Annotated in this window: 19 protein-coding genes; 14 read left to right on the top strand and 5 right to left on the bottom strand. The window is 48.8% G+C overall.

The window, feature by feature from the left end; translation table 11 throughout:
• Positions 1-23: 23 nt before the first annotated feature.
• From CAP50_RS03870 to CAP50_RS03885, 4 genes are all read right to left on the bottom strand, one after another.
• Complete coding sequence (locus CAP50_RS03870) at positions 24-1,922, bottom strand: hypothetical protein (RefSeq protein ID WP_075101448.1); 1,899 nt, start codon at positions 1,920-1,922, stop codon at positions 24-26.
• Between the two features lie 103 nt (positions 1,923-2,025).
• Positions 2,026-2,490, bottom strand: a complete 465-nt coding sequence (gene dut / locus CAP50_RS03875; RefSeq protein WP_075101449.1) for a dUTP diphosphatase — start codon at positions 2,488-2,490, stop codon at positions 2,026-2,028.
• 129 nt (positions 2,491-2,619) lie between these two features.
• Positions 2,620-4,023 (bottom strand): magnesium transporter, encoded by a 1,404-nt coding sequence (gene mgtE, locus CAP50_RS03880; RefSeq protein WP_075101450.1) that lies wholly within the window; start codon positions 4,021-4,023, stop codon positions 2,620-2,622.
• Positions 4,024-4,186: 163 nt separating this feature from the next.
• Positions 4,187-6,220, bottom strand: coding sequence for a UvrD-helicase domain-containing protein (locus CAP50_RS03885; RefSeq protein ID WP_075101451.1), 2,034 nt, complete (start codon positions 6,218-6,220; stop codon positions 4,187-4,189).
• Between the two features lie 1,006 nt (positions 6,221-7,226).
• Between CAP50_RS03885 and ndhC the strand changes: the two genes are divergently transcribed.
• From ndhC to CAP50_RS03955, 14 genes are all read left to right on the top strand, one after another.
• Positions 7,227-7,850 carry an NADH-quinone oxidoreductase subunit A gene (ndhC, locus tag CAP50_RS03890; protein WP_075101452.1) on the top strand — a complete coding sequence of 208 codons (624 nt, stop codon included), beginning with the start codon at positions 7,227-7,229 and terminating at the stop codon, positions 7,848-7,850.
• 123 nt (positions 7,851-7,973) lie between these two features.
• Complete coding sequence (locus CAP50_RS03895) at positions 7,974-8,642, top strand: NuoB/complex I 20 kDa subunit family protein (protein WP_075101453.1); 669 nt, start codon at positions 7,974-7,976, stop codon at positions 8,640-8,642.
• A 145-nt stretch (positions 8,643-8,787) separates the two neighbouring features.
• Positions 8,788-10,578, top strand: a complete 1,791-nt coding sequence (gene nuoC / locus CAP50_RS03900; RefSeq protein WP_075101454.1) for an NADH-quinone oxidoreductase subunit C/D — start codon at positions 8,788-8,790, stop codon at positions 10,576-10,578.
• Positions 10,579-10,750: 172 nt separating this feature from the next.
• Entirely contained in the window at positions 10,751-11,260 is a 510-nt protein-coding gene (gene nuoE / locus CAP50_RS03905) for an NADH-quinone oxidoreductase subunit NuoE (RefSeq protein ID WP_075101455.1), read from the top strand.
• A complete protein-coding gene (nuoF, locus tag CAP50_RS03910; protein WP_075101456.1) occupies positions 11,257-12,681 on the top strand; it encodes an NADH-quinone oxidoreductase subunit NuoF in 1,425 nt (474 codons plus the stop codon). The genes nuoE and nuoF overlap by 4 nt, the downstream gene beginning before the upstream one ends.
• A 10-nt stretch (positions 12,682-12,691) precedes the next feature.
• Positions 12,692-15,763 (top strand): NADH-quinone oxidoreductase subunit NuoG, encoded by a 3,072-nt coding sequence (nuoG, locus tag CAP50_RS03915; protein ID WP_075101457.1) that lies wholly within the window; start codon positions 12,692-12,694, stop codon positions 15,761-15,763.
• Between the two features lie 52 nt (positions 15,764-15,815).
• Positions 15,816-16,808, top strand: a complete 993-nt coding sequence (nuoH, locus tag CAP50_RS03920) for an NADH-quinone oxidoreductase subunit NuoH (protein ID WP_172953072.1) — start codon at positions 15,816-15,818, stop codon at positions 16,806-16,808.
• Positions 16,809-16,863: 55 nt separating this feature from the next.
• A complete protein-coding gene (gene nuoI / locus CAP50_RS03925; RefSeq protein WP_075101459.1) occupies positions 16,864-17,412 on the top strand; it encodes an NADH-quinone oxidoreductase subunit NuoI in 549 nt (182 codons plus the stop codon).
• Complete coding sequence (gene nuoJ / locus CAP50_RS03930; RefSeq protein ID WP_075101460.1) at positions 17,409-18,116, top strand: NADH-quinone oxidoreductase subunit J; 708 nt, start codon at positions 17,409-17,411, stop codon at positions 18,114-18,116. Before nuoI ends, nuoJ begins: the two co-directional genes overlap by 4 nt.
• 98 nt (positions 18,117-18,214) lie before the next feature.
• Positions 18,215-18,523 (top strand): NADH-quinone oxidoreductase subunit NuoK, encoded by a 309-nt coding sequence (nuoK, locus tag CAP50_RS03935; RefSeq protein WP_075101564.1) that lies wholly within the window; start codon positions 18,215-18,217, stop codon positions 18,521-18,523.
• 4 nt (positions 18,524-18,527) lie between these two features.
• Entirely contained in the window at positions 18,528-20,402 is a 1,875-nt protein-coding gene (gene nuoL, locus CAP50_RS03940) for an NADH-quinone oxidoreductase subunit L (RefSeq protein WP_075101461.1), read from the top strand.
• A 1-nt stretch (position 20,403) separates the two neighbouring features.
• Complete coding sequence (nuoM, locus tag CAP50_RS03945; protein ID WP_075101462.1) at positions 20,404-22,029, top strand: NADH-quinone oxidoreductase subunit M; 1,626 nt, start codon at positions 20,404-20,406, stop codon at positions 22,027-22,029.
• A gap of 3 nt (positions 22,030-22,032) precedes the next feature.
• A complete protein-coding gene (locus CAP50_RS03950) occupies positions 22,033-23,511 on the top strand; it encodes an NADH-quinone oxidoreductase subunit N (protein WP_075101463.1) in 1,479 nt (492 codons plus the stop codon).
• A gap of 225 nt (positions 23,512-23,736) precedes the next feature.
• Positions 23,737-24,552, top strand: coding sequence for a ferredoxin--NADP reductase (locus tag CAP50_RS03955; RefSeq protein ID WP_075101464.1), 816 nt, complete (start codon positions 23,737-23,739; stop codon positions 24,550-24,552).
• 164 nt (positions 24,553-24,716) lie between these two features.
• On the opposite strand, the gene CAP50_RS03960 is transcribed toward CAP50_RS03955, so the two are convergent.
• The gene (locus CAP50_RS03960) at positions 24,717-25,490 is read right to left on the bottom strand and encodes a hypothetical protein (protein ID WP_075101565.1); all 774 of its coding nucleotides are present in this window, start codon (positions 25,488-25,490) and stop codon (positions 24,717-24,719) included.
• Positions 25,491-25,682: the final 192 nt, after the last annotated feature.

Genomic DNA, 25,682 nt, shown 5'->3' on the forward strand with positions numbered 1-25,682 from the left:
GCCAAAAAAGTGGGGGTGATAAGTTATTCAGCAGCAATCGCGATGATTTGCTCTGCCAGTCTTTGATCAAAGGGTCGGCACAAAGCGGCAAATCTGTTTTGTACTTCTTTTAAATCGTCAAGACTATCACCTGCAAAGCGCGCGGTCAGGTGATGACTGGTATTGGACTGCCGCAATACGCCAAAACCATGCGCAAAATCCAAGCGCACACCGTCGATACAGCTCAGTCTCGTGCCGATAGGCAATAACTGCCGCGCCTGCGCTAAGGTGATAGCGGGCTGTTGCGCTATACAATCACAAGACGAGCGTTCATTAACAACTGCGTGGCTGCAGGCGGGATTGACCAAGCAATCTTCTTGAGAATCTGCTATATCTGACTGCTCGCGGGCCGCATCCATGAGCTGCTGTATATACTGACAAAAAACCTGTAGCTGCGTCACGATAGAGCGCTCGCGCGTGAGGGCATACGGTATTGGCAGATAATGATCGGCGGTACTGACCAGCGTAGGCAGGCTTTGGGTGATAGCTGCTAAGGAGGTTTGGGTAACATCGTCCGGCTGAGCGGCCAATCCATGCAATAGCCGTAAAGCCGCGTACATGGCATCATCATAAGCGATAAAACGCTTGTCATTAAAAATAAAATGCCCTGATAGCTCGCCTGCAAAGACAATGCGGCTATCGGTATGCTGCATCTGCTGGCGCATCAGACTGCTCCCCGTCCGGCTCACGATAGGCTCAGCGCCCAGCTCGGCCAGCAATGCAGGCAGATGGTGAGAGCACTTAATATCAAACAGTACTTGAGGCACCGCGGTTGAAGCTGGGTTAGGCGCGCTATCGCAGAGCGCGGATTTTGCCAGTAGATACAACAGATGATCCGGCATCACTGTTTTGCCATTTTCATCGACGACCATCAGCCTATCACCATCGCCATCGAACGCCAGTCCGATATCGGCTTTGTGCGTGGTGACCGCTTGCTGCAACTGTTTGAGCCGACTTGGCTCAGTAGGATCGGGGTTGCCTAAGGGAAAATGACCGTCTGCTGTATTGTTAAGCATGATAACGCTCTGACAAAAACGCTGAAATAAAGGCTGAGCGATGTGACTGGTCGCCCCATGCATACAGTCGATCACTACCGTCAGCTCAAGCTTGGGCGCAGCATGGCGCCAGTCGCTGCATGGCTGCTGGGCTGCGCTGTATTGTCCGTGATGGTGCGATGCTTTATCACAGGCCTGCTCACCACTTATAGGGTATAGACTTATAGGGTGTAGAGGGTATAGCTGGATAAAAACATGATAAATGGCATCGATATAGCCATGACTCACTTGCTCCGTTGGCAGATGACCCATCGAACCTATCGCTGCAGTCAGAGCAAGCGGCGTATCAGGAGGCGCTAGCTGCTGATAGAGCGCCTGAATTTCAGCACAGCTAGGGGACTGATGGTTTACCAGCCATTTTATGCCTAGTATATTTTTGGCCGAGTGACTGGCGGTCACCATGATGCCATGTCCCTGATATTGCGCTGCCCAATATGCCATCATCGGTGTGGTCACCAAACCGAGCTGAATGACATGTAGGCCATGCTGTGCCAAGATAGTCGCTAAGGTATGTGCGATGTCATCACTGCTGCAGCGCACATCGTAGCCGATGACGACGATGCTTTGTTTATTGGTGTTGTTTATGGTATTGGGAAGGATATGCTGCTGATTGATGCTGTGCTGATCCGTGTTTGACTGACTGATATTTGACCGCTCGACATTTGCCAAAGCATCTATATCAGCGCTGGTGTCTCGGTATTCGGCGGTTTGATACAGATGGGCAAAAGCGTGCCCCAACGCCTGAATAAAATCGGTGGTAAAATGCTGACGCGGCCCGCGAATATCATAAGCACGAAATAAGGATTGCTGCGCAGCAAAAGATGGCATCGCTTACTCTCCTTATGGCGTGATGGTTAAAATAGTAGAGGTTTTCTAGGGCTTGTCTTCAATTCAAGCGACAGTCATTAAATAGTCAAAAAAGCAAGTCGGTCTACTGGCGACCTGAATGACCAAAACCGCCTGCGCCGCGCGCACTGGTATCACTAAACTCTGACACCACGGTAAACTCAGGACGAGCGACAGGGACGACAATATACTGCGCCATACGCTCTGCTGGGTTTAATACAAAATCCTCAGCGCTACGATTCCAGATACTGACCATCAGCTCGCCTTGGTAGTCGGCATCGATCAAACCCACCAAATTCCCCAAAACAATACCGTGCTTATGACCCAGCCCTGAGCGCGGCAGAATCATCCCAGCATAATTAGGGTCCTCGATATACACAGCCAGACCTGTACCGACAAGATGTGTTTCCCCGGCTTTGATGGTCAAAGGCGCATCGATACAAGCGCGCAAATCAATACCAGCACTACCATCGGTCGCACGTGTCGGCAAAGAAAAAGCCTTGTCTTCAACGATTTTTGGGTTTAACACTTTTACTTGTACAGCTTGCATAACGCACTCACTCAACGATTGGATAGGTTGTAAATTAAATTCAAAAAAAATGCCTGATTTAGGCGAAGCCGATTGGCTTTGTAAAAACAAAAAAGTCAATGATTACTACATGACAGCTTTGGTGCTCACTCATAGTATCAGCACACTTGCTAGGCCCAAAAACGACATAAAACCGACAATATCAGTGACGGTGGTCAAAATCACCGACGCTGATAGAGCAGGATCGATATTCATGCGTTTTAGGAGTAAAGGAATGCTAATGCCTGAGACATTGGCCGCAGTCATATTGATGGCGATTGCCAAGCCAATGACCGCACTGATCTTGATATCATGAAACCACAATTGGGCGATAAACGCCATGATTATTGCCCATATCATACCGTTTATCGCGCCGACCCACAGCTCTTTGTTCAGTAGCCATAAACGGTTGGAGCCACCAATTTGACCCATCGCCATACCACGAATGACGACTGTTAAGGTTTGCGAGCCAGCGATACCGCCCATACTGGCAACCACGGGCATTAAAATCGCCAGCGCCACCACTTTTGCCAACACCGCCTCAAACTGACCGATGACCGCCGCCGCTAATAGCGCGGTACACAGATTGATACCAAGCCAGATACTACGGCTTTTGGCGCTGGTCAAGATAGGGGCAAACAGCTCCTCATCTTGGCTAACACCGGCGAGGTTTTTCATGGTGCTATCGACATCATCTTGGATAATCTCCATGATGTCCTCGCCATTTAACTGACCGACCAGCTCGCCATGGCTGTTGATGACGGGAGCAAAACGAATGTCTTCTGAGCGAAAAATCGCCGCCGCATCGGTGATGTCGAAGCGATCATTGATGGTGACGGCAGGGTCGATAAGCACTGAGACCAAAGTGGTTTGATCATGTTTGATCAAATCCACCAGGCTTAGCAGCCCAAGCAATTGCTGGCTTTGATCGACGACCAACAGCTCTTGGCTTTCGTCATCGAGTAGATCGTCATTGTCGCGCAGCCATTCTTGTACCTCAGCCAGCGTAATGTCGTCTCTGACCTGAATGAGATCAGGGTCCATATAGCTACCGACTTCCCAATCGGCATAGGTGTCGAGCTTATTGACCTGCACACGGATATCTTCGTCCAGCGTCGCCATCACCGAGGTGCGGACGCTGTCGGTCACCGTGTCCAAAATCTCTGAGATGTCTTGGGCATCTAGGTCTTGTGTAAACAGTGATATCTCTTTGGATGAGATGTTTTCCATCAGCGGCTGGCGCGTATCGACTTCTAGCTCGGCCAGCACCTCACCTTTGATGTTATCGGGTACTTGCTCCCAAATCAGCAGGCGGTTTTGTGTTGGAAAAGACTCAAGTAAGCTGGCAATTTCATATTCTGATTGCTTGTCTAAAAACGCGGTAATGTCCTCAAATGCCCTGTCAGCCACCAGACCTTGTAGATACAGCAGCTTGTACTCAGCGCTATACTCTGCAGGATTGTAATCTCCTTGCAGGGTCGATGGTCGTTCTTGTTCAGGCGGTGGCGTAGGCATAAAGGTTCCAATGTTTTTTACAAATGCTAGGACAGGTACTAGGGCGTGTCTTCAATTCACTCGGTAGTTGTCTCATCACTCAGCCATGTCGATGTTTTCTATGCTGTGCCCTTATGATAACAAAGACGGGGACGGGCGATGAAGGCTGAACGTTTAGTGACCGTTAACGATTGCCCAATAATGCCCGAATATTGGCCAAGTATTCATCAGCGACTTTTTCAGGGTCTTTGCTGGCTTTTTTCTTTTTGGCTTTGGCAGGCCAGTCGATATGATCCTCTGGCAGCTCATCTAAAAACCGCGACTCGGAGGTGACGCGCATTTGTCCACCAGCACGGCGCTGGGTTGCCAGCGTCAGCGTCAGCTCACGGCGCGCGCGGGTGATGCCCACGTACATCAAACGCCGCTCTTCTTCGATGGTCTCACTGATGATAGAGTTGCGATGCGGCAGCATCTCTTCTTCTAACCCCATGATATAGACAAAATCAAACTCCAAGCCTTTGGCCGCGTGCAGGGTCATCAGATTGACTTTATTGGTGTTTTCTTCTTCTTGCTGTTGCTCGAGCATATCGAGTAATACCAGTTTGCGAATGATGGTATCAATGGTGCGATCTTCATCGTCTTCTGCGCGGTTGATCAGCGACTGAATACTGGTGTAGAGCATGTCGATATTGTCAAGGCGGTTTTTTTCTTGCTGCGGCGTCTTGGCATCGCTACGGACAAAGTCGATATAGCCTGTCTCATCAATCATCTGGCGCACGATGGGCACAGGGTCAGGGTGCTGATCCAGCTCGCGGGTATAGTGCTCGATAAACTCGCCAAACTCCTTTATCGTACCATAGGCTTTGGATGGCAATACGTGCGAAAGGCCCGCATGGGTACAAGAGGCAAGTAAGGAGATACTATGCTCTTGGGCAAATAAGCCTAACTTCTCAAGCGTCGCAGGCCCCATACCGCGTTTGGGTGTATTGATGATACGCAAAAACGCACTGTCGTCTTCTGGGTTTAATATCAGGCGCAGATAACCCATGATGTCTTTGATTTCACTGCGCGCAAAAAACGACTGACCGCCAGAGAGCTTATAGGGTACTTGCAATTGGCGCAATTGTGCCTCGAGCATACGTGCTTGGAAGTTACTGCGATAAAGCACTGCGTATTGCTCCCACTCGTTGCCAAAGCGCAGCTTGTGCGTGACGATTTCTTTGGCGACGCGCTCGGCCTCATCATCGTCATTACGGCAGTTGATGATGCGGATTTTTTCGCCTTGGCCTTTATCCGACCAGAGCTTTTTTTCAAATAAATGCTCGTTGTTAAGAATCACCGCGTTGGCTGAGGTCAAAATACGGGTGGTCGAGCGGTAGTTTTGCTCAAGCATGACGATTTTTAGTTTGGGAAAATCTTCTTTGAGCAGTGCCATGTTTTCAGGTTTGGCACCGCGCCACGCATAGATCGACTGATCGTCATCGCCGACCACGGTAAAGCGACCTTGCGGCCCGACCAAGTATTTGATCATCTCATACTGGGCGGTATTGGTATCTTGATACTCATCGACCAATAAGTAGCGAATGCGGTTTTGCCATTTGTCGCGCAGCTCCCTGTTTTCACGCAGTATCTTGGTCGGCAAGACGATCAAATCGTCAAAATCCACAGCGTTATACGCACGCAGATTGCGCTCATATAAACCATATAGCGTGGCAAAAATCATGTCCTCTGGATCGTCCAACGTCTCCATCGCCTTATCCGGCTCAATCAAGTCGTTTTTCCAGTCTGAGATCATCTTGATGGCTTTGCCGACCAGCTCACGACTCTCAGCGCCGCTTAGGTTGTCGCGCATCATCAGCTCCATCAGCAGGCGCTTACTGTCGTCGCTGTCCATGATAGAAAAATTGCCCTTGAGCGGCGTGTGCATCAGCTCATAACGCAAAAACTGCAGACCAAATTGGTGAAAGGTTGAGACCGTCAGACCGCGCATCTTTTCGCTAGGGAGTAGCTTGCTGACACGCGCTTTCATCTCGCGCGCCGCCTTGTTGGTAAAGGTCACCGCGGTGATACGCTCCGCTGGCATGTTGCACTCTTCAATTAGATACGCAATCTTGCGGGTGATCACTGATGTCTTACCAGAGCCGGCACCCGCCAGCACCAGTAGTGGGCCTGAGACGTAGAGCATGGCCTCGGATTGTTTGGGATTGAGTTGACTCATAACGTGACCTGTAAGACAAAAGCAAAAGATAAAATATAGTCGATTCTAAATAAAAGCGTCATGCGTTTATTGACCAAAAAGGCCGATAAAAATTTTCTGGCGTGCTATGCCGCTGCAGACAGAGGCTGCAAAAATTTCTATCAGCCTTGCTATAACATTTTATAGTGAACTGACTATAGCGGTATAAACACTGTACCGACAGCCACTGGATAAAAATAAACCATCACTGTCATCTAAGAGGGACAAATAAATATTGCCAATATAGGCTAAGATTTTTCATCAGATATCGTGCTGTAGGTTTATCATTACCAAAGATGATTGAGACGCTGCCAAAGGTGTCTTTGTGCCAATGGCGAGACATCATTAAAATTCGGTGAGGTATTATAAAGCAAAAACAACGACTTTGGGGAGGAGATGGCCGCGCAGAGATGCCGAGTAAAGCCAAGCGGTTTTGCTCAATAATGATATGGTATCAATTCTAAGTAAAATTTATGGATTTGGGGTTAATATAAGGTAATGTCTATATCATAATTTATAGTAAAAAAAACATATTTTTTTTATAGAGAAAGTGACCGTTCAATACAGTTAAAAACTAGCTTTTGGGCACTGAAATGCGTATAGTACGTAAATAATTTATGCCAGTTGTCTCGTCCATTGTTGACTACGTGTAATGAGTTATTAAATCAATTAAGTAAGCAGTGCGATATGATATTGATTTAATAAGTTGATCTTACGTTGTTACAAGCGGGGTTAGACGACCAGCTTGCTCCGTATGTCTAGCGGAACCTCTACAGTTGGTCATGTCTGACATCGTCGTCAATACACTTGATAATTGGCTATTACCAGCACAGTACCTAATATGGTTATTTAGTCGTTACTTAAATACAGTGGCTCAATGACAGTCGCTTTGTGTTTTCGTCTGCGTCAAGCCTGCCGCTCACCGACCCTTGTTGGTCAGTCTCTGCGCGGCGCTTGATACTCGATTGGGTGAGGAGCACGTATTATCATGTCTGCTTTTAATTGGTCAGCAATTGCTTTTATCTTAGCCGCCATTGGGCTAGTTGTTTTTATGCTGGTCGTGCCGCGTTTGCTTGGCGGTCGCTCTCAAGGCTCACAAAAAGAAGAAATATTTGAAGCGGGTGTTGTCGGAGCAGGCAACGCCCGTATTCGTCTGTCTGCCAAATTTTATTTGGTGGCGATTTTCTTTGTGATTTTCGATTTAGAGGCGCTTTATCTTTATGCGTATGCCGTTTCAGTGCGCGAAGCCGGCTGGTTAGGGTTTGCTGCCGCCGCCATCTTTATCACAATCTTAATCATCGGTCTGATATATGAGCTGAGTCTGGGCGCGATGAACTGGGCACCAGCGGACAAGCGCCGCAAAAAACCTCGGCTACATGCCGCGCCTGCTGGTTTTAATTTGGCAGACATCACCCGTTTTGATGGCGCGCACGAGCTGATGGTCGATCCAACAGGTAAAGTCCCAGCGCAGTCATCAGGGCAGATCAACGTCTCAAACAATATCGAGACCAATCGTCGCCATCTACAAAATATCGATCATATCAATACCACGGGCAATGTGACTTCCGTGGATTTTGCCACGTCTGCGCAAAAAGACAGTGTTGAGCGTTAAGACGGTCAAGCTGTACAAAACCTTAGGGTTTTATGATGGTATATCAATGATCACTTATGAATAATGGGCGCGCGCGGTGGCAAGATGATTGTCCTGCAGTGCCCCATATAAAGGTTGTATGTTATGAAATACACATTAACAAAAGCCAACCCTGATGCAGATACCTATCCTGCTCAGACCAGTCAAACGGTCAAAGACCCTATCGAAGATGAAGTCAATAAAAACGTCTTTATGGGTCGTCTCGAAGACCTTGTCCATTCAACAGCAAACTGGGGTCGCAAGCACTCGCTTTGGCCATTTAACTTTGGTACCTCTTGCTGTTATGTCGAATATGCCACCACGTTAACTGCGGTTCATGACTTGTCGCGCTTTGGTGCCGAAGTCATTCGCGCCTCGCCGCGTCAGGCCGATGTGATGATCGTTGCTGGGACTTGTTTTGTCAAAATGGCCCCTGTTATCCAGCGTCTTTATGAGCAAATGCTAGAGCCAAAGTGGGTCATATCAATGGGTGCCTGCGCCAACTCAGGCGGTATGTATGATATCTACTCTGTCGTACAAGGTGTGGATAAGATTATCCCTGTCGACGTTTATGTGCCAGGTTGTCCGCCGCGTCCAGAAGCGCTGATTCAGGGGCTGATGCTGCTACAAGAGTCTATTACCAAAGAGCGCCGTCCGCTGGGTGTCCATGTCAATGAGCAGGGTATCTACCAGCCGCAAATGACGCCTGAGCGCGATCGCAAACAGGCAGACCGTATCGCGGTAAAAAACCTGCGCAGCCCAGACAGTATCTAAGCGCGCTGTTAGCGCCAGCGGTTATGTAGTCTGGCTAGGGTTTTATCGTTAATAATTCGTAGACGTGCTCAGTACGCGTACGCCCATCACAGTTCGGTTATGATTAACATCGTTTAGTTATGATTAATGAAGGAATACATCATTCATGGTCACGGTAGTCGAAAACACAGATCCTAATAATAGGGGTCCTAAGAGCAAGCCTGCTCCAGCAGTCATCCAAGAGCTTACCCATAAATATGCTGGCAAGTTTGTGGTGCAGCATACGGTTGATGAGATTCCAACGGTGTGGGTGGCGCGCGCAGATTTGCTTGAGATATTGTTATTCTTGCGCAAATTGCCCAAGCCCTATGTCATGCTATTTGACTTATCGGCGATAGATGAGCGGTTGCGCCAGCACCGTGCAGGTCTGCCAGATAGCGACTTTACGGTGTTTTATCATTTGATGTCGCTTGAGCGCAATAGTGATGTGCGTATCAAAGTGGCGCTAGATGAAGACGATTTGACGCTGCCGAGCGCCACGCAGATTTGGCCAAATGCCAACTGGTATGAGCGCGAAGTCTGGGATATGTTTGGGATTGTCTTTAGTGGCCATCCACACCTGACGCGCATCTTATTGCCGAAATACTGGGAAGGCCATCCACTGCGCAAAGAGTATCACGCGCGCGCCACTGAATTTACGCCGTATTTCCTAAACGCGGCAAAACAACAATACGAGCAAGAAAACCTGCGCTTTGTCCCAGAAGAGTGGGGTATGAAGCGCTCGGGCCGCGATGAAGACTTTATGTTTTTGAACATCGGCCCTAACCACCCCTCAGCGCACGGTGCCTTTCGTTTGGTACTACAGCTCGATGGCGAGGAAGTCGTTGATTGTATCCCTGATATTGGCTATCACCACCGCGGTGCAGAAAAGATGGCTGAGCGTCAGACGTGGCACTCATTTATCCCTTATACCGACCGTATCGATTATCTGGGCGGGGTGATGAATGAGCTGCCCTACATCATGTCGGTGGAAAAGCTCGCTGGTATTAAGATACCGCCGCGCGCTGAGACCATCCGCGTGATGATGAGCGAGTTTTTCCGTATTACCAACAACCTATTGTATGTCGGTACCTTTATTCAGGATGCCGGTGGCATGACGCCGGTATTTTATATGTTTACCGACCGCCAAAAAGCCTATGATGTCATCGAAGCCGTCACCGGCTACCGTATGCATCCAGCGTGGTTCCGTATTGGCGGTACGGCTGCTGACTTGCCGCGTGGCTGGCAGCGCTTGGTACGTGAGTTTTTGGAGTGGATGCCTAAGCGTTTGGATGAGTATGTCAAAGCGGCACTACAAAACAGCGTGCTCAAGGGCCGTACTCAAGGCGTGGCACAGTACAATGCTAAGCAGGCTTTAGCTTGGGGTGTCACCGGTGCCGGTCTACGCGCGACAGGGGTGGACTTTGATCTGCGTAAGGCACGTCCATACATGGGCTATGAGAATTTTGACTTTGAAGTGCCCATCGGCTACAACGGTGATGCTTATGATCGCTGTATGGTAAAAGTCGAAGAGATGCGCCAGTCGCTGCGTATTATCCGCCAGTGTATGGACAACATGCCGCAAGGCCCGTACAAAGCCGACCATCCGCTAGCGGTACCACCGCCAAAGGACCGTACGCTAAATGACATTGAGACGCTGATCAACCACTTTATCTCTGTCTCTTGGGGTCCTGTGATGCCAGCGGGTGAGTGTGCCACCATCGTGGAAGCAACCAAAGGCCTCAACAGCTATTACATCACGTCTGACAAAGCCACGATGAGTTATCGCACTCGTATTCGCACCCCGACATTTGCTCATTTGCAGCAGATGCCGTCAGTGATTAATGGCTCTTTGGTCTCTGATGCCATTATGTATCTGGCATCGATTGATATTGTGATGGCAGACTGTGACCGCTAGCGCTGTGATTTGAGATGAGTGTTTTTTTAAGATAAGTCAATCAATATATTATTGCCTGATGGCACGCCAAAATGCGATCACCTGTCAATATCATACAGTGTTTTTATGTCAGCGATGATAAGGCTGTAGTGGCTAGGTGCTTAGCATGATGAGTGAGGAAAGATAGAAGATTATGAAAATTGTTTCCGACAAAATGCCAAAAGTAGATGTGGCCAGCATCCTCACCCCTGAGGAAATTGCTGCCATTCATGAATATATGCATCACTATCCCCATGCGCGCGCCGCCTCGTTAGATGCGCTAAAAATCGTGCAAAAGCGCAACGGCTGGGTCGATGATGCGCAGGTCAATGCTATCGCCAATATATTAGACATTCCGATGTCGGATATGGACGGCGTTGCGACTTTCTTTAACCGTATTTATCGTCAGCCTGTCGGCCGTCACGTTATCCTGATTTGTGACTCAGTGGCCTGCTATCTAACAGGCTATGAGGCATTATCGGCTGAAATTCGATCACAGCTGGGTATTGAGTATGGGCAGACCACAGCTGATGGCCGTTTTACGCTATTACCGATTTGCTGCTTGGGTAACTGTGATAAAGGCCCTGCGGTGCTGATAGACGAAGACACTTATGGTCCTGTCCAACCATCTGAGGTCGCGCAATTATTGGAGCTATACGCATGAGTTTAACGATTTCAGAGCAGATTGCTCGTCGCGGTCAAGGTAAAGCGCCAAGCCAGCTAAACGAACAGCGTATACCAATTTATGGTGATAAGGCGACCGCCACCAGCGAAACCAAACCATTGACTTGGCGTTTGGCGCATCATGATGCCGTTTTGGATTTAGCGACTTATGAGTCTCTACAAGGCTTTACGGGTTTAAAAAAAGCATTGTCCAAATCACCAAAAGAAGTCGGCAATATGATCAAGGCGGCCAATGTCAGAGGACGCGGCGGCGCTGGCTTTAACGCTGGTCTAAAGTGGTCGTTTATGTCGCCGCCAGATGGCTTGCCGCGCTATCTCATCTGTAATGCCGATGAGATGGAACCGGGCACCTTTAAAGACCGTTTATTGATGGAGCGCCTACCGTTTCAGCTTATCGAAGGTATGCTCATTACTGCGCATGCGATCGGTGCCACCGATGGTTATATCTTTATCCGCGGCGAGTACATCTTAGCTGCTGAGCGCTTGGTCACAGCTATTGAAGAATGTCTAGCCAACAACCTGATGGGCGACAACATTCTTGGCTCAGATTTTAGCTTTAATCTGCACGTACATACGGGTGCTGGCCGCTATATCTGCGGTGAAGAAACCGCTTTAATCAACTGCCTAGAAGGTCGCCGCGCCAACCCTCGTACCAAGCCGCCGTTTCCGCAAATCTCTGGGGCGTGGGGCAGACCGACGGTGGTCAATAACGTCGAGACGTTAAATAATATGCCAGCGATTCTCAATCATGGTGTCGAGTGGTATCAGTCACTATCAAAGATCAAAGGCAAAAGTGAAACCCCGGGTACTAAGCTCTTTGGCTGCTCAGGATTGGTCAATGACCCAGGTCTATGGGAGCTGCCATTTGGCTATACCGCTCGCGAGATCATCGAAGAGTTGGCTGGCGGCATGAAAGATGGCAAGACACTCAAAGCATGGTTGCCTGGTGGTGCCTCGACCGACTTTTTGACCACAGAGCATTTGGACGTGGTGATGGATTTTGACACCATTCAAAAAGCCGGTAGCCGTATGGGTACTGGGCTGATTATGGTCGTCGATGAAGCGCAGGACATGGTGCCGCTGCTGCGCAATCTTGAGATTTTCTTTCAGCGTGAGTCATGCGGTTGGTGCACGCCATGCCGTGATGGTCTGCCGTGGGGTGTCAAGCTGCTTACCGCCATCAATGATGGTGAGGGACAAGTCGGCGATGTGGAAAAACTAGAAGGCCTCACCCGTGACTTGTGGATCGGCAAAACATTCTGTGCCCATGCGCCTGGTGCGATGGAGCCACTGATGAGTGCGATTAAATATTTCCGTCCTGAGTTTGATCAAAAAATCGCGCAGGCGGTTGGTGTCGATGTCATTGATGCGGCAGCCAACCAACAGCCAGAAGTGAAATAAGGAGAGCGGCATGGCAGTCATACATATTGATGGTACCACTGTCGAAGTAGATAGCAGCGATAACTTGCTGCAAGCCTGCTTATCACTCGGCATTGATGTGCCGTATTTTTGTTATCATCCAGCCCTTGGCTCGGTCGGCTCGTGTCGTCAGTGCGCAGTCAAGCAGTTCCAAAACAAAGATGATATGGAAGCAGGGCGCGGTCGTCTAGTAATGTCTTGCATGGTCGCTCCTGGCGATGACATGTATATCTCAGTGACGGATGACGAAGCCAAGGCATTCCGCAAGTCGATGGTTGAGCTACTCATGACCAACCATCCGCATGACTGTCCAACCTGTGAAGAAGGCGGGCATTGTCACTTGCAAGACATGACTTATATGTCAGGTCATAGTCGTCGTCGCTATCGCTTTACCAAGCGCACGCATCATAACCAAGACCTTGGGCCATTTATCGCTCACGAGATGAACCGCTGTATCGCATGCTATCGCTGTGTGCGTTTTTATAAAGACTACGCAGGCGGCGAAGATTTGGGCGTTTATGGCTCAAACAACCGTGTGTATTTTGGCCGTGATAAAGACGGTCAGTTCGAAAGCGAGTTTTCAGGCAACTTAACCGAAGTGTGCCCAACTGGGGTATTCACTGACAAAACGCATTCTGATCGCTACAATCGTAAATGGGACATGCAGTATGCGCCCAGCATCTGTCATGGCTGCTCGGCGGGCTGTAATATCTCGCCAGGTGAGCGTTATGGCGAGCTGCGCCGTATCGAAAACCGCTATAACGGTGACGTAAACCGCTACTTCTTATGTGACCGTGGCCGCTTTGGTTATGGCTATGTCAACCGCGCTGATCGTCCAACCCAAGCGCTTGAGCGTATCAATGACAAACACGTCAAAATCAATATTGACTACGCGCTTGATGAAACCATCAAACGCATCAAAGACAAAAAAGTCATCGGTATTGGCTCACCGCGCGCCAGTCTCGAGACCAACTTTGCGCTAAAAAATCTGGTCGGATTTGATAACTTTTCAACCGGCCTCAATCATCAGCAGCAAGCATTGGTCAATAAATGTATCGAAGTGCTCAGCACTGAAGGTATCTATAATCCTAGCATGGCTGATATCGAAGCACATGACGCTGTGCTGGTGTTGGGCGAAGACATCACCCAAACTTCATCACGTGTCGCACTGTCAGTACGTCAAGCCGCGAAAAACGAAGGCTTAAAAATGGCGGCGGCGCTGCAAACGCAGCCTTGGCTTGCCGAGCCTGTCAAGCGTATCGCCCAAGACGCGTTAAGCCCAGTATACGTCGTCGATGTGACCCAAACCAAGCTAGAAGACATCAGCAAAGCCAGCGTGGTAGCGACTCCTGAAGACATTGTTAAACTTGGTTTTAAAGTTGCTGATGAGATTGCAGGTCTGGCAGATGATTTGACGCAGATTGTAGCGCCGCAAGCGGATACTGCCGAGCGCGAGACCGATGCGATGCAGGCACTCGCGCAGCAAATCGCATATGATTTGATTCAAGCCGATCAGCCGCTGGTGGTTTCGGGTAGCAGCTTATCTTCTACTGCACTGATAGAAGCAGCGGCGCAGATTACTCAGGTACTCACGCAAAAACGCGCGGCAATCAAAGCGACTGAGCAACAGCAGGTTGAGGCACATAATGCCAAAGTACAGGCAGCACAAGCGAAAGCGGCTAAAGACCAGCCTGAAGAAGACCAAGATTTATCTGCTAAGCCGAACAAACCTGAAACAGGCGTGAATACAGAAGCGCAGGATGATGTCGAGCGCGAGCCTGCTGAAAACCTTGAGTTAAAAGAAGTAAATAACAGGTATCAGGCACAAGCAGGTATCTATCTAACGGTTCCTGATGCCAATAGCATGGGCGTTTGTATGCTTGGCGGTCAGTCAGTTGAAGAGCTACTAGCCACTGACTTTGATGTGGTGGTGGTTGCAGAAAACCAGCTGACCGATGCCATTGATACCAATAAGTTGACGCAGTTACTCGCTGATAAGACCGTCATCGCCCTTGATCATCAGCTGCTTGATTGGCACAAAGACGTCGACATCGTCTTGCCAGCCGCCAGTTTTGCCGAAGCGGATGGTACGCTTATCTCTGCTGAGGGCCGTGCGCAGCGCTTCTTCCAAGTTTATGATAATGAATATTATCATCCAATGAGCAGTATCAAAGAAGGCTGGCGCTGGTTACATGCGGTGCATAGCAGTATCGAAGGCCGTGATGTCGATTGGACACAGCTCGATGATGTCATCAATGCATTGATCGCCACCCATCCAAAGCTTGCTGGTATCAAGGGCGCCGCGCCCGATGCGGACTACCGTATCACGGGTCTTAAAATTGCGCGTCAGCCGCGGCGTTACTCTGGTCGTACTGCCATGCGTGCGCCGATCTCAGTACATGAGCCGATGCAGCCAAAAGACTTGGATACAGGATTGACTTTCTCTATGGAAGGCTACACGGGCAAACAAACACCAAGCTCGATGGTTCCTTTTGCTCATGCTGCTGGCTGGAACTCGCCGCAAGCATGGAACAAATACCAAGACAAAGTCGGTGGTCATCTAAAAAACGGCGACCCAGGCGTGCGTTTGTTCGATATGCTCGAGCGCCTACCGACACGTCAGTATGTCGCACCAGAAGCCCTGTCTGCGACCACGACTGACATGCAGCAGGGACAAGCCAAACTGGTGCCTATCTATAATATCTATGCCAGCTCAATGATGGCATCGCGCAGTCCTATCGTCGCCGAGCAGCTGCCGGTGGCGGCATGGCGTATCGGTATGGATGATGCCAAAGACTGGAATATTGCCGCTGGTGATTACTTAGCAATCGAGATTGACAAACAGCAAATCACCCTGCCAGTACAGATTGTCGGTTATCTAGCAGAAGGCTGTATTGGTTATCCTGTCGGGCAGGTGAGCATCATTCACCCTTCGATGCCAGCCTCAGTCCGTAAAGTCGATGCACCCGTGACAATGAGGGGCGATATGGCGGATAGCGCTGACGATACCACCAACCGCGCTGCGCCAACTGGCACCGCGCCGACCACCACACAGGAGGTGTAATATGCAAGTTACCCGTATTATCCCTGATGTGCCAAGCTTTTTGGCCAGTAGTATGAGCTTTGATACTTGGTCCGTTTTATTTATGGTGGTGCAAGCACTGGTCATATTTTTGGTGGTCGTTATCGTGGCGGCGTTGATGATTGTCTATGAGCGCCGCATGCTGGCCTTATGGCAAGATCGTTATGGCCCCAACCGTGTCGGGCCGTTTGGCTCCTTGCAGCTGGTCGCTGATATGCTCAAAATCTTCTTTAAAGAAGACTGGACACCAAATTTCACCGATAAGTTTATGTTTACCTTGGCACCTGCGGTCGCGATGTTTACCGCATTGGCCTCATTTGCCATTATCCCTGTCTCGCCGACCTTTGGGGTGGCTGATTGGGATATCGGTATTTTGTTCTTTTTTGCCATGGCAGGTATTGCCGTCTATGCGGTAATGTTTGGTGGCTGGGCGTCTGCCAACAAATTCTCGCTATTGGGCGGCCTACGCTCGGCGGCACAAACCATCAGTTATGAGGTGTTTTTAGGCTTATCATTGATGGGCGTGGTGGCCTTGACCGGCTCGTTTAATTTGCGCGAAATCGTTGAGTCACAAATCGATGGCTGGTATATCATTCCGCAGTTTTTTGGATTTTTGACCTTTGTGGTCGCTGGTGTGGCGGTGACCCACAGGCATCCATTTGACCAGCCAGAGGCCGAGCAAGAACTTGCCGAAGGGTATCATGTCGAATATTCGGGTATGAAGTTTGGTATGTTCTTTATTGGCGAGTACGTCAATGTGGTGCTGATCTCAGCCTTGATGACTTGCTTATTCTTTGGTGGTTGGTTGGCTCCTTTTAATTTAGATATTCCATTTATTCCACCAGCTTTTTGGTTCATGATTAAGACGCTGTTTTTTATGACCCTATTTGTTTTGGCTCGAGGCTCACTCATGCGTCCGCGCTATGATCAGGTGATGAACTTTGGCTGGAAAGTCTGCCTGCCAGTGACGCTGATTAACTTAATCGTTACTGCTGCAGTCATTTTGATCTTTTCCCCAACGTTGTAATCATTACTAGCCATCATTGATGAACTAGGGTAAAGCTGATAAGGATAATAATCCCATGTTTACTACCATAAAAAAGACCGTCATTGGTATCCTTACCATTGTCCGCAGCATGTGGATGGTCAACAGTCATGCGCTTAGGCCACGTGACACCATTCTTTATCCTGAAGAGCCAGTGCCAGTGCCGCCACGCTTTCGCGGGCGTATTGTGCTGACGCGTGACCCTGATGGTGATGAGCGCTGTGTGGCGTGTAACCTATGTGCCGTCGCCTGCCCAGTAGGCTGTATCTCACTACAAAAAGCCGAGCGTGACGATGGACGCTGGTATCCAGAGTTTTTTCGTATTAACTTTTCGCGCTGTATCTTTTGCGGAATGTGCGAAGAAGCCTGTCCGACGACAGCGATTCAGCTGACGCCAGATTTTGAGCTGGGTGAGTATAAGCGCCAAAACTTGGTCTATGAAAAAGAGCATTTGCTCATCTCAGGTCCAGGCAAATATCCTGATTATAACTATTATCGTGTGACCGGTATGGCGGTAGCGGAAAAACCAAAAGGCGCTGCTCAAAACGAAGCGGCACCGATTGATCTAAGGAGCTTGCTACCATGATGACTATTTTAAACAGCCCTGAGCTGGCAGGGTTTTATGCGCTGGCTGCTGTGGCGATATTTGCCAGCCTGCGCGTGGTGACGCAGGCCAATCCAGTACATGCCATCTTGTCGATGATTGTGTCTTTGCTCGCCATCTCAGGTATTTTCTTTGTCTTAGGTGCGCCGTTTGCAGGGGCGCTAGAGATCGTCGTCTATGCTGGCGCTATCATGGTGCTGTTCGTCTTTGTCATTATGATGCTCAACTTGGGCATGAGTAATGATGAGCGCGAAGAGCGCTGGCTCGATGCTGGCACGTGGGCGCTGCCGACCGGCCTGACGGTTATCATCGGCGTTGTGCTGTATGCGATGATAGGTATGGGGCATGATGACGCGGCGATGATTGGTGGTACCACCATCTCTGCCAAAGCAGTCGGTACGGTGCTCTTTACCAAATACGTCATGCTCATCGAGGTGGCGGCCCTACTGCTGCTAGCCGCTTTGGTTGCCGCCTATCACTTGGGCAAAGAGACGAAAGATGATGAGATCATCGGCAATGGTAGCCGAGACGTGCAGCCAGCTGTCGGCAGTATCAAATCATATGATAACGACGATAGCCATGCAGCACAGATGGCGGAGCCTTATGAATACAAAGATGTTGACCCGCATGACTATGTCGGTAAGCAAGTAGGTGTACAACGAGTCACGCGCAAGGAGTCAGACTGATGGTACTAGCAGCAAGCGTGGCACAAGATGTGTCAAACGTGCCGTTTGCCCACGAGGTAGCAGGCTTAGTACAGCCAGCTGCTGAGGCGCAAAATGTACTGGGTATGATACCCATGAGTCATGGACTGATTTTGGCAGGTATTTTATTTGCCATCGGTCTGTGCGGCGTCATGGTACGACGTAACTTTTTATTTATGCTAATGAGTCTTGAGATTATGATGAACGCGACGGCATTGGCATTTGTAGTAGCAGGCAGTCGCTGGGTCGATCCAGATGGGCAGATTATGTTTATCTTTATTTTGACTTTGGCCGCGGCTGAAGCTTCAATCGGTCTGGCAATATTATTGCGGTTTTATCATAAGCGTGGGCATCTCGATGTCGATAGCGCCAATGAGATGAAAGGATGATGTCATGAGTTTATTACCATTAACCTTTATATTCCCGCTCATTGGCTTTTTAATCTTAGCCTTTATGCGCGATAAACTCACCGAGCAGGTGGCGAGGATAGTCGGTGTCGGTAGTATGCTGCTATCTGCGCTTTGTACGCTCGTCGTCAGCTATACTTTTTTGACCAGTTACCCTGCAGGTACGGTCGTCGAGATGCCGCTGTGGACGTGGTTTCAGGTCGGGGATTTTGCTCCGAGCTTTGGGCTGAGTTTTGATGGCTTGGCATTGACCATGACAGGCATCATCACGGGCATCGGTTTTTTGATTCATATGTTTGCCGCTTGGTACATGAAAGGCGATACCGGCTTTGCCCGTTTCTTTAGCTATATGAACTTATTTGTCGCCAGTATGTTGTTACTGGTGTTAGCAGATAACTTGTTTTTGCTGTATCTGGGCTGGGAAGGCGTGGGTATTTGCTCGTACTTGCTGATTGGTTATTATTACCACGACAGAGCCAATGGCCGCGCGGCGATGAAAGCCTTTACGGTCACGCGTGTCGGTGATGTGTTTTTAGCCTTTGGTTTGTTTTTATTGTTTCGCGAGTTCGGTACGCTGCATATTCAAGAGATTATCACCCGCGCGCCCGAAGTCTTTGACCTAAACAACCCCATAATGATGCTCACCACTATGATGCTGGTGGGCGGCGCGATGGGTAAATCAGCCCAGTTGCCACTACACACATGGCTTGCTGATGCGATGGCAGGTCCAACACCAGTATCGGCATTGATTCACGCCGCGACGATGGTCACCGCAGGGGTGTATTTAATCGCCCGCCTGCATCCATTGTTTGAGCTAACGCCAGGTATTTTATTGTACTGGGTCGGCGGTGTCGGGGCGTTAACGCTTGTGGTCGCTGGATTTTGTGCGCTGGCGCAAACCGATATCAAACGTATCCTTGCTTACTCGACCATGAGTCAGATTGGCTATATGTTTTTGGCCTTAGGCGTGGGCGCGTGGCAAGGGGCTATCTTTCATTTGATGACCCATGCTTTTTTTAAGGCGCTGTTGTTCTTGGCATCAGGTGCGGTCATTCTAGCGGTACATCATGAGCAAGACATCTTTAAGATGGGCGGCTTACGCAAAAAGATACCTTTGGTATTTTGGTGTTATATCGTCGGTGGCGGTGCACTCGCTGCGATACCTTGGATCACCGTTGGTTTTTATTCTAAAGAAGCGATTCTTTGGGAAACCTATGCCACCGGTCACTTAGTACTATTTTACATGGGTGTTTTTGGTGCATTCTTAACGGCAATTTATACCTTCCGTATGATCTGGATTGTCTTTTTTGGTGAAGAAAAGACCCATGCGCATAAGCTGTCAGGAGTGTCATATTGGTTACCACTTACCGTGCTTTTGGTACTATCGACCGCTGTCGGTGCGTGGATTACGCCGCCATTGCAAGGTGTATTGCCCCAGAGTGTTGGGCATCTATTAGAAGTGGCTGGTCAAGCAGAGGCCAAGCATACTGCAGAGTATATCGCCATGGGTGCGATGCTGGCAGGTTTGGTATTGGCCGCGCTGTTATATGTGGTCAATAAAGGTCGTCTGCTAACGAGCTTTAAGCGCTCGCGTGTCGGCGGCGCGCTGTATCACTGGTGCTATCACGGCCTAGGTTTCGATGCGCTATACGATTTACTTTTTGTAAAACCCTTTTTGTTCATCGGCCGCTTATTAAAAGCCGACCCTATCGATAAAACGTGGTATGTCTTACCTAAGCTGGCATCAGCAGGTAATAAGGTATTGTCTGCGACGCAAACAGGGTCACTTCGAGGTTACGCTGCAAGCTTTGGCTTAGGCGTTGCTGTATTGCTCGTGCTGGTAATGATAACGGTGGTATAAGATGATTGAGTTACAACAAACGTGGATGCTACCAGCATTGATTGCAATTCCTTTTATTGCAGGGTTGCTATGCTGGCTGGTAGAGCGGATTAATAAACGTCTGCCGCGCTGGATCGCCTTAATCGGGATGATCATAACCTTTGCTTTGTCACTCGTGCTATGGCAGTACGGCGACTATAGCGGTATGAGTAAGCAGGTGATCGCGCCAGATGCAAACGTGCCATGGGTCGCTGAGTTTAGTGTGCCGTGGATACCAAGCTTTGGTATCAGCTTTCATTTGGCGCTAGATGGTTTGTCGCTGCTGATGGTGGGTCTAACAGGGCTGCTCGGTATTGCCGCTGTCGCTTGTTCGTGGAACGAGATTCAGCGCCGTGTGGGTTTTTTCCATCTCAACTTACTATGGAGCTTGGGCGGCGTCATCGGTGTGTTCTTAGCCATTGATCTGTTTTTGTTCTTCTTCTTTTGGGAGATGATGCTGGTTCCTATCTACTTCTTGATCGCGCTATGGGGTCATGATGTGGTGGGCAAAACCAAAGAGTACGCAGCAACCAAGTTCTTTATTTATACCCAAGCGTCTGGGCTAATCATGCTCATCGGTATCTTGGTGTTGGTCATTATCAGCTATGCGCAAACTGGGGTGGTCAGCTTTAATTATAATGACTTGCTCGGTACCTCGCTTGGCGGCTGGGAATATCCCATTATGCTGTGCTTCTTTATCGGTTTTGCGGTGAAGTTGCCGATTGTACCTTTTCATGGCTGGTTGCCAGATGCGCACGCTCAAGCACCAACAGCAGGTTCGGTGGATTTGGCTGGGGTTCTAATTAAGACTGCCGCCTATGGTTTGATTCGTTTTGTCTTGCCATTATTTCCAGCCGCGTCGCAAGAGTTTGCACCGATTGCCATTACCTTGGGGACGATTGGTATCTTTTATGGGGCGTGGCTCGCCTTTATGCAGACCGACATGAAGCGTCTATTGGCATATACCAGTGTCTCGCACATGGGCTTTGTGGTATTGGCCATCTATGCTGGTACGCTCATCAGCTTACAAGGTCTGATGATTCAGATGCTGGCGCACGGGCTTAGCTCGGCGGCACTCTTTATCATGGCGGGACAGTTGTATGAGCGCTTACATACGCGCGATCTGACTTTGATGGGCGGTATGTGGGGTCAGTTCCGCTACTATGCACCGATACTGATGTTCTTTTGCGCCGCTTTATTGGGTATCCCGGGTACGGGTAACTTCATTGGCGAATTTATGATCTTATTTGGCTCATTTGCTCAGTATCCTGTGTTTGTGGTTTTTGCTACGTTCAGCTTGGTACTTGCAGGCCTATACTCGCTCATTTTGATTCACCGCGCCTTGTTTGGTAAAAACAATATCGAAGCGCTGGCGATACACGAAACCAAATCGCATGGTCTGCCGACGCGTAGACTAAAAGATTTGGGCAAACGTGAGCTTTCGTTGCTGCTTATGTTAGCAGCAGGTTTGGTCTGGCTAGGATTGTATCCGCAGCCATTCCTCGATACGTCAAGTCACGCCATGCAGTGGATCAATAATGCATATATATACAGTCAAGTCACACAGGTAGATGCCATGCAACTGCTTGATGCAATGGAGGCACGTTAAGTCATGAATGATATTACGATGAATGATTTGATGGGATTGCTACCTTACGCACCGATCATCGCCGTAGTGATTACGGTGTTGGTGGTGATGATTGCCATCGCGGTAAAACGCTCACATATGGTGACAGGTACTGTTACGGTGGTGGGCTTAAACATTGGGCTATTTACCTTGCTGGCGCAGATGGCTGGTATCGTCAGTAGCGGTGCGGCTGCGCCTAGCGCTGAGCAGTTATTTATCATCGATAATTTTGCTCAGTTTAATATGGTGGTGATTTTTATTTGTGCATTGGCGTGCTGTACGCTGTCTTATGCTTATCTTGCCAACCTAAAAGACAATAAAGACGAGCTGTATCTGCTGATGTTGCTATCGACAATCGGCGCGCTGCTGATGGTCAGTGCTCAGCATTTGGCGGCGTTCTTTATGAGTCTTGAGATGCTATCGATACCGCTATATGGCTTATTGGCCTATACTTATATGCGTAATCGTTCGCTTGAGTCGGGGCTGAAGTATCTGGTGTTATCAGCGACCGCATCGGCCACACTACTGATGGGCATGGCCTTTATCTACGCTGAGGTGGGCGCGCTGGCGTTCAAACCGATCAGCTTGGTATTGGGTAATGTATTTGAGTCGCCACTCTTGATACTTGGGGCGGCGATGATGCTGTTCGGTATCGCCTTTAAACTCTCAGCAGCTCCTTTTCATATGTGGACCCCCGATGTCTATGAGGGTGCACCAGCTCCTATCGCTACGTTTTTGGCGTCTGTCTCAAAAGTGGCGATGATGGCTTTGGCCGTGCGTTTCTTAATCGATACTGCGTTATTGGCGCTGCCGTCTGTACAGATACTGCTGATGGTGATGGCGACCTTATCGATATTGGTAGGTAACTTACTAGCCGTACGTCAGACCAGTCTCAAGCGCTTATTGGGTTATTCATCCATTGCGCATATGGGTTATGTGCTGATCGTTATTGTTAGTATCGGTACCGCAGCCGATAGCATCTCTAGTATGTATATGGCGGTCTATGCCTTTACCTCTATCGGTGCCTTTGGGGTAGTGACCTTGATGTCGAGTCCTTATCGCTTGGCAGGTGAGGCTGATGAGCTGACTCACTATCAAGGGCTGTTTTGGCGTCGTCCCGTGCTGACGGCGGTCATGACCATTATGATGCTGTCACTGGCTGGTATTCCGCTTACTGCAGGCTTTATCACCAAGCTGTTTGCGATATTGGCAGCGGTGCAAGGGACCAACTGGTTCTTGGCTGCGATGATTATCCTAGGCAGTGCCATCGGTCTGTTTTATTACTTGCGCGTGTTGCTTACTTTATTTAAACGTCCTAAGCAATTCATCGAGTTTGATGTGGCAGGACAGTGGGGTATTCGCACGGGTGGTATCATGGTCATCGCCGTCACAGCGATTATTTTATTCTTTGGTATCTTGCCAAACAGTATGATTGAGTGGGCGAGCATGGCACGTATCTGGTAATGTACTGATAGTAATATGCTGATAGATAGGTAGCAAACAAACCGCTACAGTGCGGCAATCTATCGTGCCGCACGTCCGCTGTGATGGTAAACCACCCAAGATGCGCCAGCTTTATGATAAGCTTGGCGCATCTTTTGGTTTGACCCCTTTAAAAACAAATAAACACAACCATCAATAGAAGTATTAAAAGAAAACGACTAATAAAAACGAGAGTGATTAACGATTATGAGTGACAATATTCAGACAGTAACGGTGCTCAGTAAGACCACTTGGACACCCAATTTATTTAGCTTTACGGTCAGCCGGCCCGACAGTTTTAAATTTACTGCAGGGCAGTTTGTGCGTTTGGGGGTCAACCCCAGTCGGCTGAAGTATTATCAGCAGCAGGAGGAGGCATTAGCAGCATTGGACGAAGACATATTTCGTGCCTACTCAATTGTCTCCTCACCATTTGATGAGGTGTTAGAGTTTTTCTCTATTGTCATTCCTGATGGCGCTTTTACCTCGCAGTTGCAGTACTTAGAAGTGGGTGATGAGCTGCTGCTCAATACCATGCCATTTGGCTTTTTGACGTTGGCTCGCTACCAAAAACCCTTGCCCAAAGACTTATGGTTATTGGCGACAGGTACAGGCTTGGCACCGTTTTTATCGATGCTCCAAGACCTAAAGACATGGGAAGACTACGAGCATATCGTACTGGCCTACAGTGCGCGCTCGGTGGAAGAGCTGGCTTATATTGAGCTGATTGAACGCTTGCAAGCAGACTTTGGCTCGTTGGTGGACAACCCTGCCAAGCTGATTTTTATTCCTATTGTCACCCGCGAGCCCGTCGATGGCGCATTGACGGAGCGCCTGCCAAAGCTGCTATTGGACGGTACGCTACAAGAGCGTGCAGGTATTGCGCTGGATGTCGATAGCACCCATGTGATGCTCTGCGGCAACCCTGAGATGGTAGAGGACACCAAAGAAGCCCTAAAGACATTAGGGCTGGTGATGAACCGCCGCGGCGAGGGCAATATCGCGGTAGAAAATTATTGGTAAAAGCTATTGATGTATTGATAAAAGCTGCCGCTACAGATATTTGCTTAAATCTGATAAATAAAAGTTGTATTGCCGTTGTACAAAAACGCCGCTACTTGATAGACGAAAAGTAGCGGCGTTTTAATGGTTTATTACGTACGATTGATAGTCCATGTAGTTGGAGATCAAACCTGACTGGGCTCGGTGGCATCTGCGACAGGATTGATCGGGCCTTGCATCAGCTCAGGCTCATCGGCGTCGCTAATGATATCTTCATTGCTACTGGCGGCCAGTAGGTCACGATAGTTGATCTGAGTCTTTAAGATCATCTGCTCTTCTTCAAGCTCGCCATAATTAACTTGTACCTTGTGCAGTGTGCTGATGATTTTTTTGTTCTTTTTTAGCCAGCGGTTGATATCGAGGTAGATAACCTCGTTTTTGGCACGAGCAATGTTGATATACGATAAGATAAAGCCGAGCGGGTCTTTTTTGAGGATACGATGATAAAACCAGATAAACAGCTTGATGCCTTGGCGCTTGATAAAAGACTCGCAGCGCAGGTTTAGCACATCGGTATAGGTCTGCTGGCCAAAGACAAAACGCTGCACATTGCGATCGAGCTGTACATGAATCAAGCTAAAGTTACTGGCGACCTCGATATAGATGCCCGAGATATCAATAGTACAGTATAGGCGAAACCAGTCGTCGTGCATCTCAACGCGCAGCTCTAAGATGGCCTTTACATTGTCAGTGACAAACTTTTGCAAGGCATCGTTGACGTATTGCTGCGCTACCGGCAGCGATAGCTCGTTTTCAAACTTATCGGTGGTTTTGTTATAAAGGTTTTTAACAGATTGGGTGAGGCGCTCCCAGCCGTCGCTAAATGACTCATCAAAACGATAGCCAATGTTTTCAAAGTACTCATCAAAACTGTCTGAATTGTTTACGTTATCACTCATGTTATCAAAGTCACTCAAACGTATTATCCTTATAGTGCGCTATTAAAGTATGCACTTCTTGTTGTGTTCCTGCATATTATTGAAAGCAAGCATCCCAATGATAGGGTATTTGTTTTATAGTATCTCGACTATAGCATTTATAAAGCAGTATATAACAAATATCGTGGCTTCAAAATGAACACAGGCGTTTTA

The sequence above is a fragment of the Psychrobacter sp. L7 genome (genome assembly GCF_002810365.1).
Taxonomy (GTDB): Bacteria; Pseudomonadota; Gammaproteobacteria; order Pseudomonadales; family Moraxellaceae; genus Psychrobacter; species Psychrobacter celer.

Bases quoted from the DNA above. Each gene is read 5' to 3' on its own strand.
- CAP50_RS03870 (WP_075101448.1), bottom strand. From the start codon at position 1,922: ATGCCATCTTTTGCTGCGCAGCAATCCTTATTTCGTGCTTATGATATT.
- dut (WP_075101449.1), bottom strand. From the start codon at position 2,490: ATGCAAGCTGTACAAGTAAAAGTGTTAAACCCAAAAATCGTTGAAGAC.
- mgtE (WP_075101450.1), bottom strand. From the start codon at position 4,023: ATGCCTACGCCACCGCCTGAACAAGAACGACCATCGACCCTGCAAGGA.
- CAP50_RS03885 (WP_075101451.1), bottom strand. From the start codon at position 6,220: ATGAGTCAACTCAATCCCAAACAATCCGAGGCCATGCTCTACGTCTCA.
- ndhC (WP_075101452.1), top strand. From the start codon at position 7,227: ATGTCTGCTTTTAATTGGTCAGCAATTGCTTTTATCTTAGCCGCCATT.
- CAP50_RS03895 (WP_075101453.1), top strand. From the start codon at position 7,974: ATGAAATACACATTAACAAAAGCCAACCCTGATGCAGATACCTATCCT.
- nuoC (WP_075101454.1), top strand. From the start codon at position 8,788: ATGGTCACGGTAGTCGAAAACACAGATCCTAATAATAGGGGTCCTAAG.
- nuoE (WP_075101455.1), top strand. From the start codon at position 10,751: ATGAAAATTGTTTCCGACAAAATGCCAAAAGTAGATGTGGCCAGCATC.
- nuoF (WP_075101456.1), top strand. From the start codon at position 11,257: ATGAGTTTAACGATTTCAGAGCAGATTGCTCGTCGCGGTCAAGGTAAA.
- nuoG (WP_075101457.1), top strand. From the start codon at position 12,692: ATGGCAGTCATACATATTGATGGTACCACTGTCGAAGTAGATAGCAGC.
- nuoH (WP_172953072.1), top strand. From the start codon at position 15,816: ATGAGCTTTGATACTTGGTCCGTTTTATTTATGGTGGTGCAAGCACTG.
- nuoI (WP_075101459.1), top strand. From the start codon at position 16,864: ATGTTTACTACCATAAAAAAGACCGTCATTGGTATCCTTACCATTGTC.
- nuoJ (WP_075101460.1), top strand. From the start codon at position 17,409: ATGATGACTATTTTAAACAGCCCTGAGCTGGCAGGGTTTTATGCGCTG.
- nuoL (WP_075101461.1), top strand. From the start codon at position 18,528: ATGAGTTTATTACCATTAACCTTTATATTCCCGCTCATTGGCTTTTTA.
- nuoM (WP_075101462.1), top strand. From the start codon at position 20,404: ATGATTGAGTTACAACAAACGTGGATGCTACCAGCATTGATTGCAATT.
- CAP50_RS03950 (WP_075101463.1), top strand. From the start codon at position 22,033: ATGAATGATATTACGATGAATGATTTGATGGGATTGCTACCTTACGCA.
- CAP50_RS03955 (WP_075101464.1), top strand. From the start codon at position 23,737: ATGAGTGACAATATTCAGACAGTAACGGTGCTCAGTAAGACCACTTGG.
- CAP50_RS03960 (WP_075101565.1), bottom strand. From the start codon at position 25,490: ATGAGTGATAACGTAAACAATTCAGACAGTTTTGATGAGTACTTTGAA.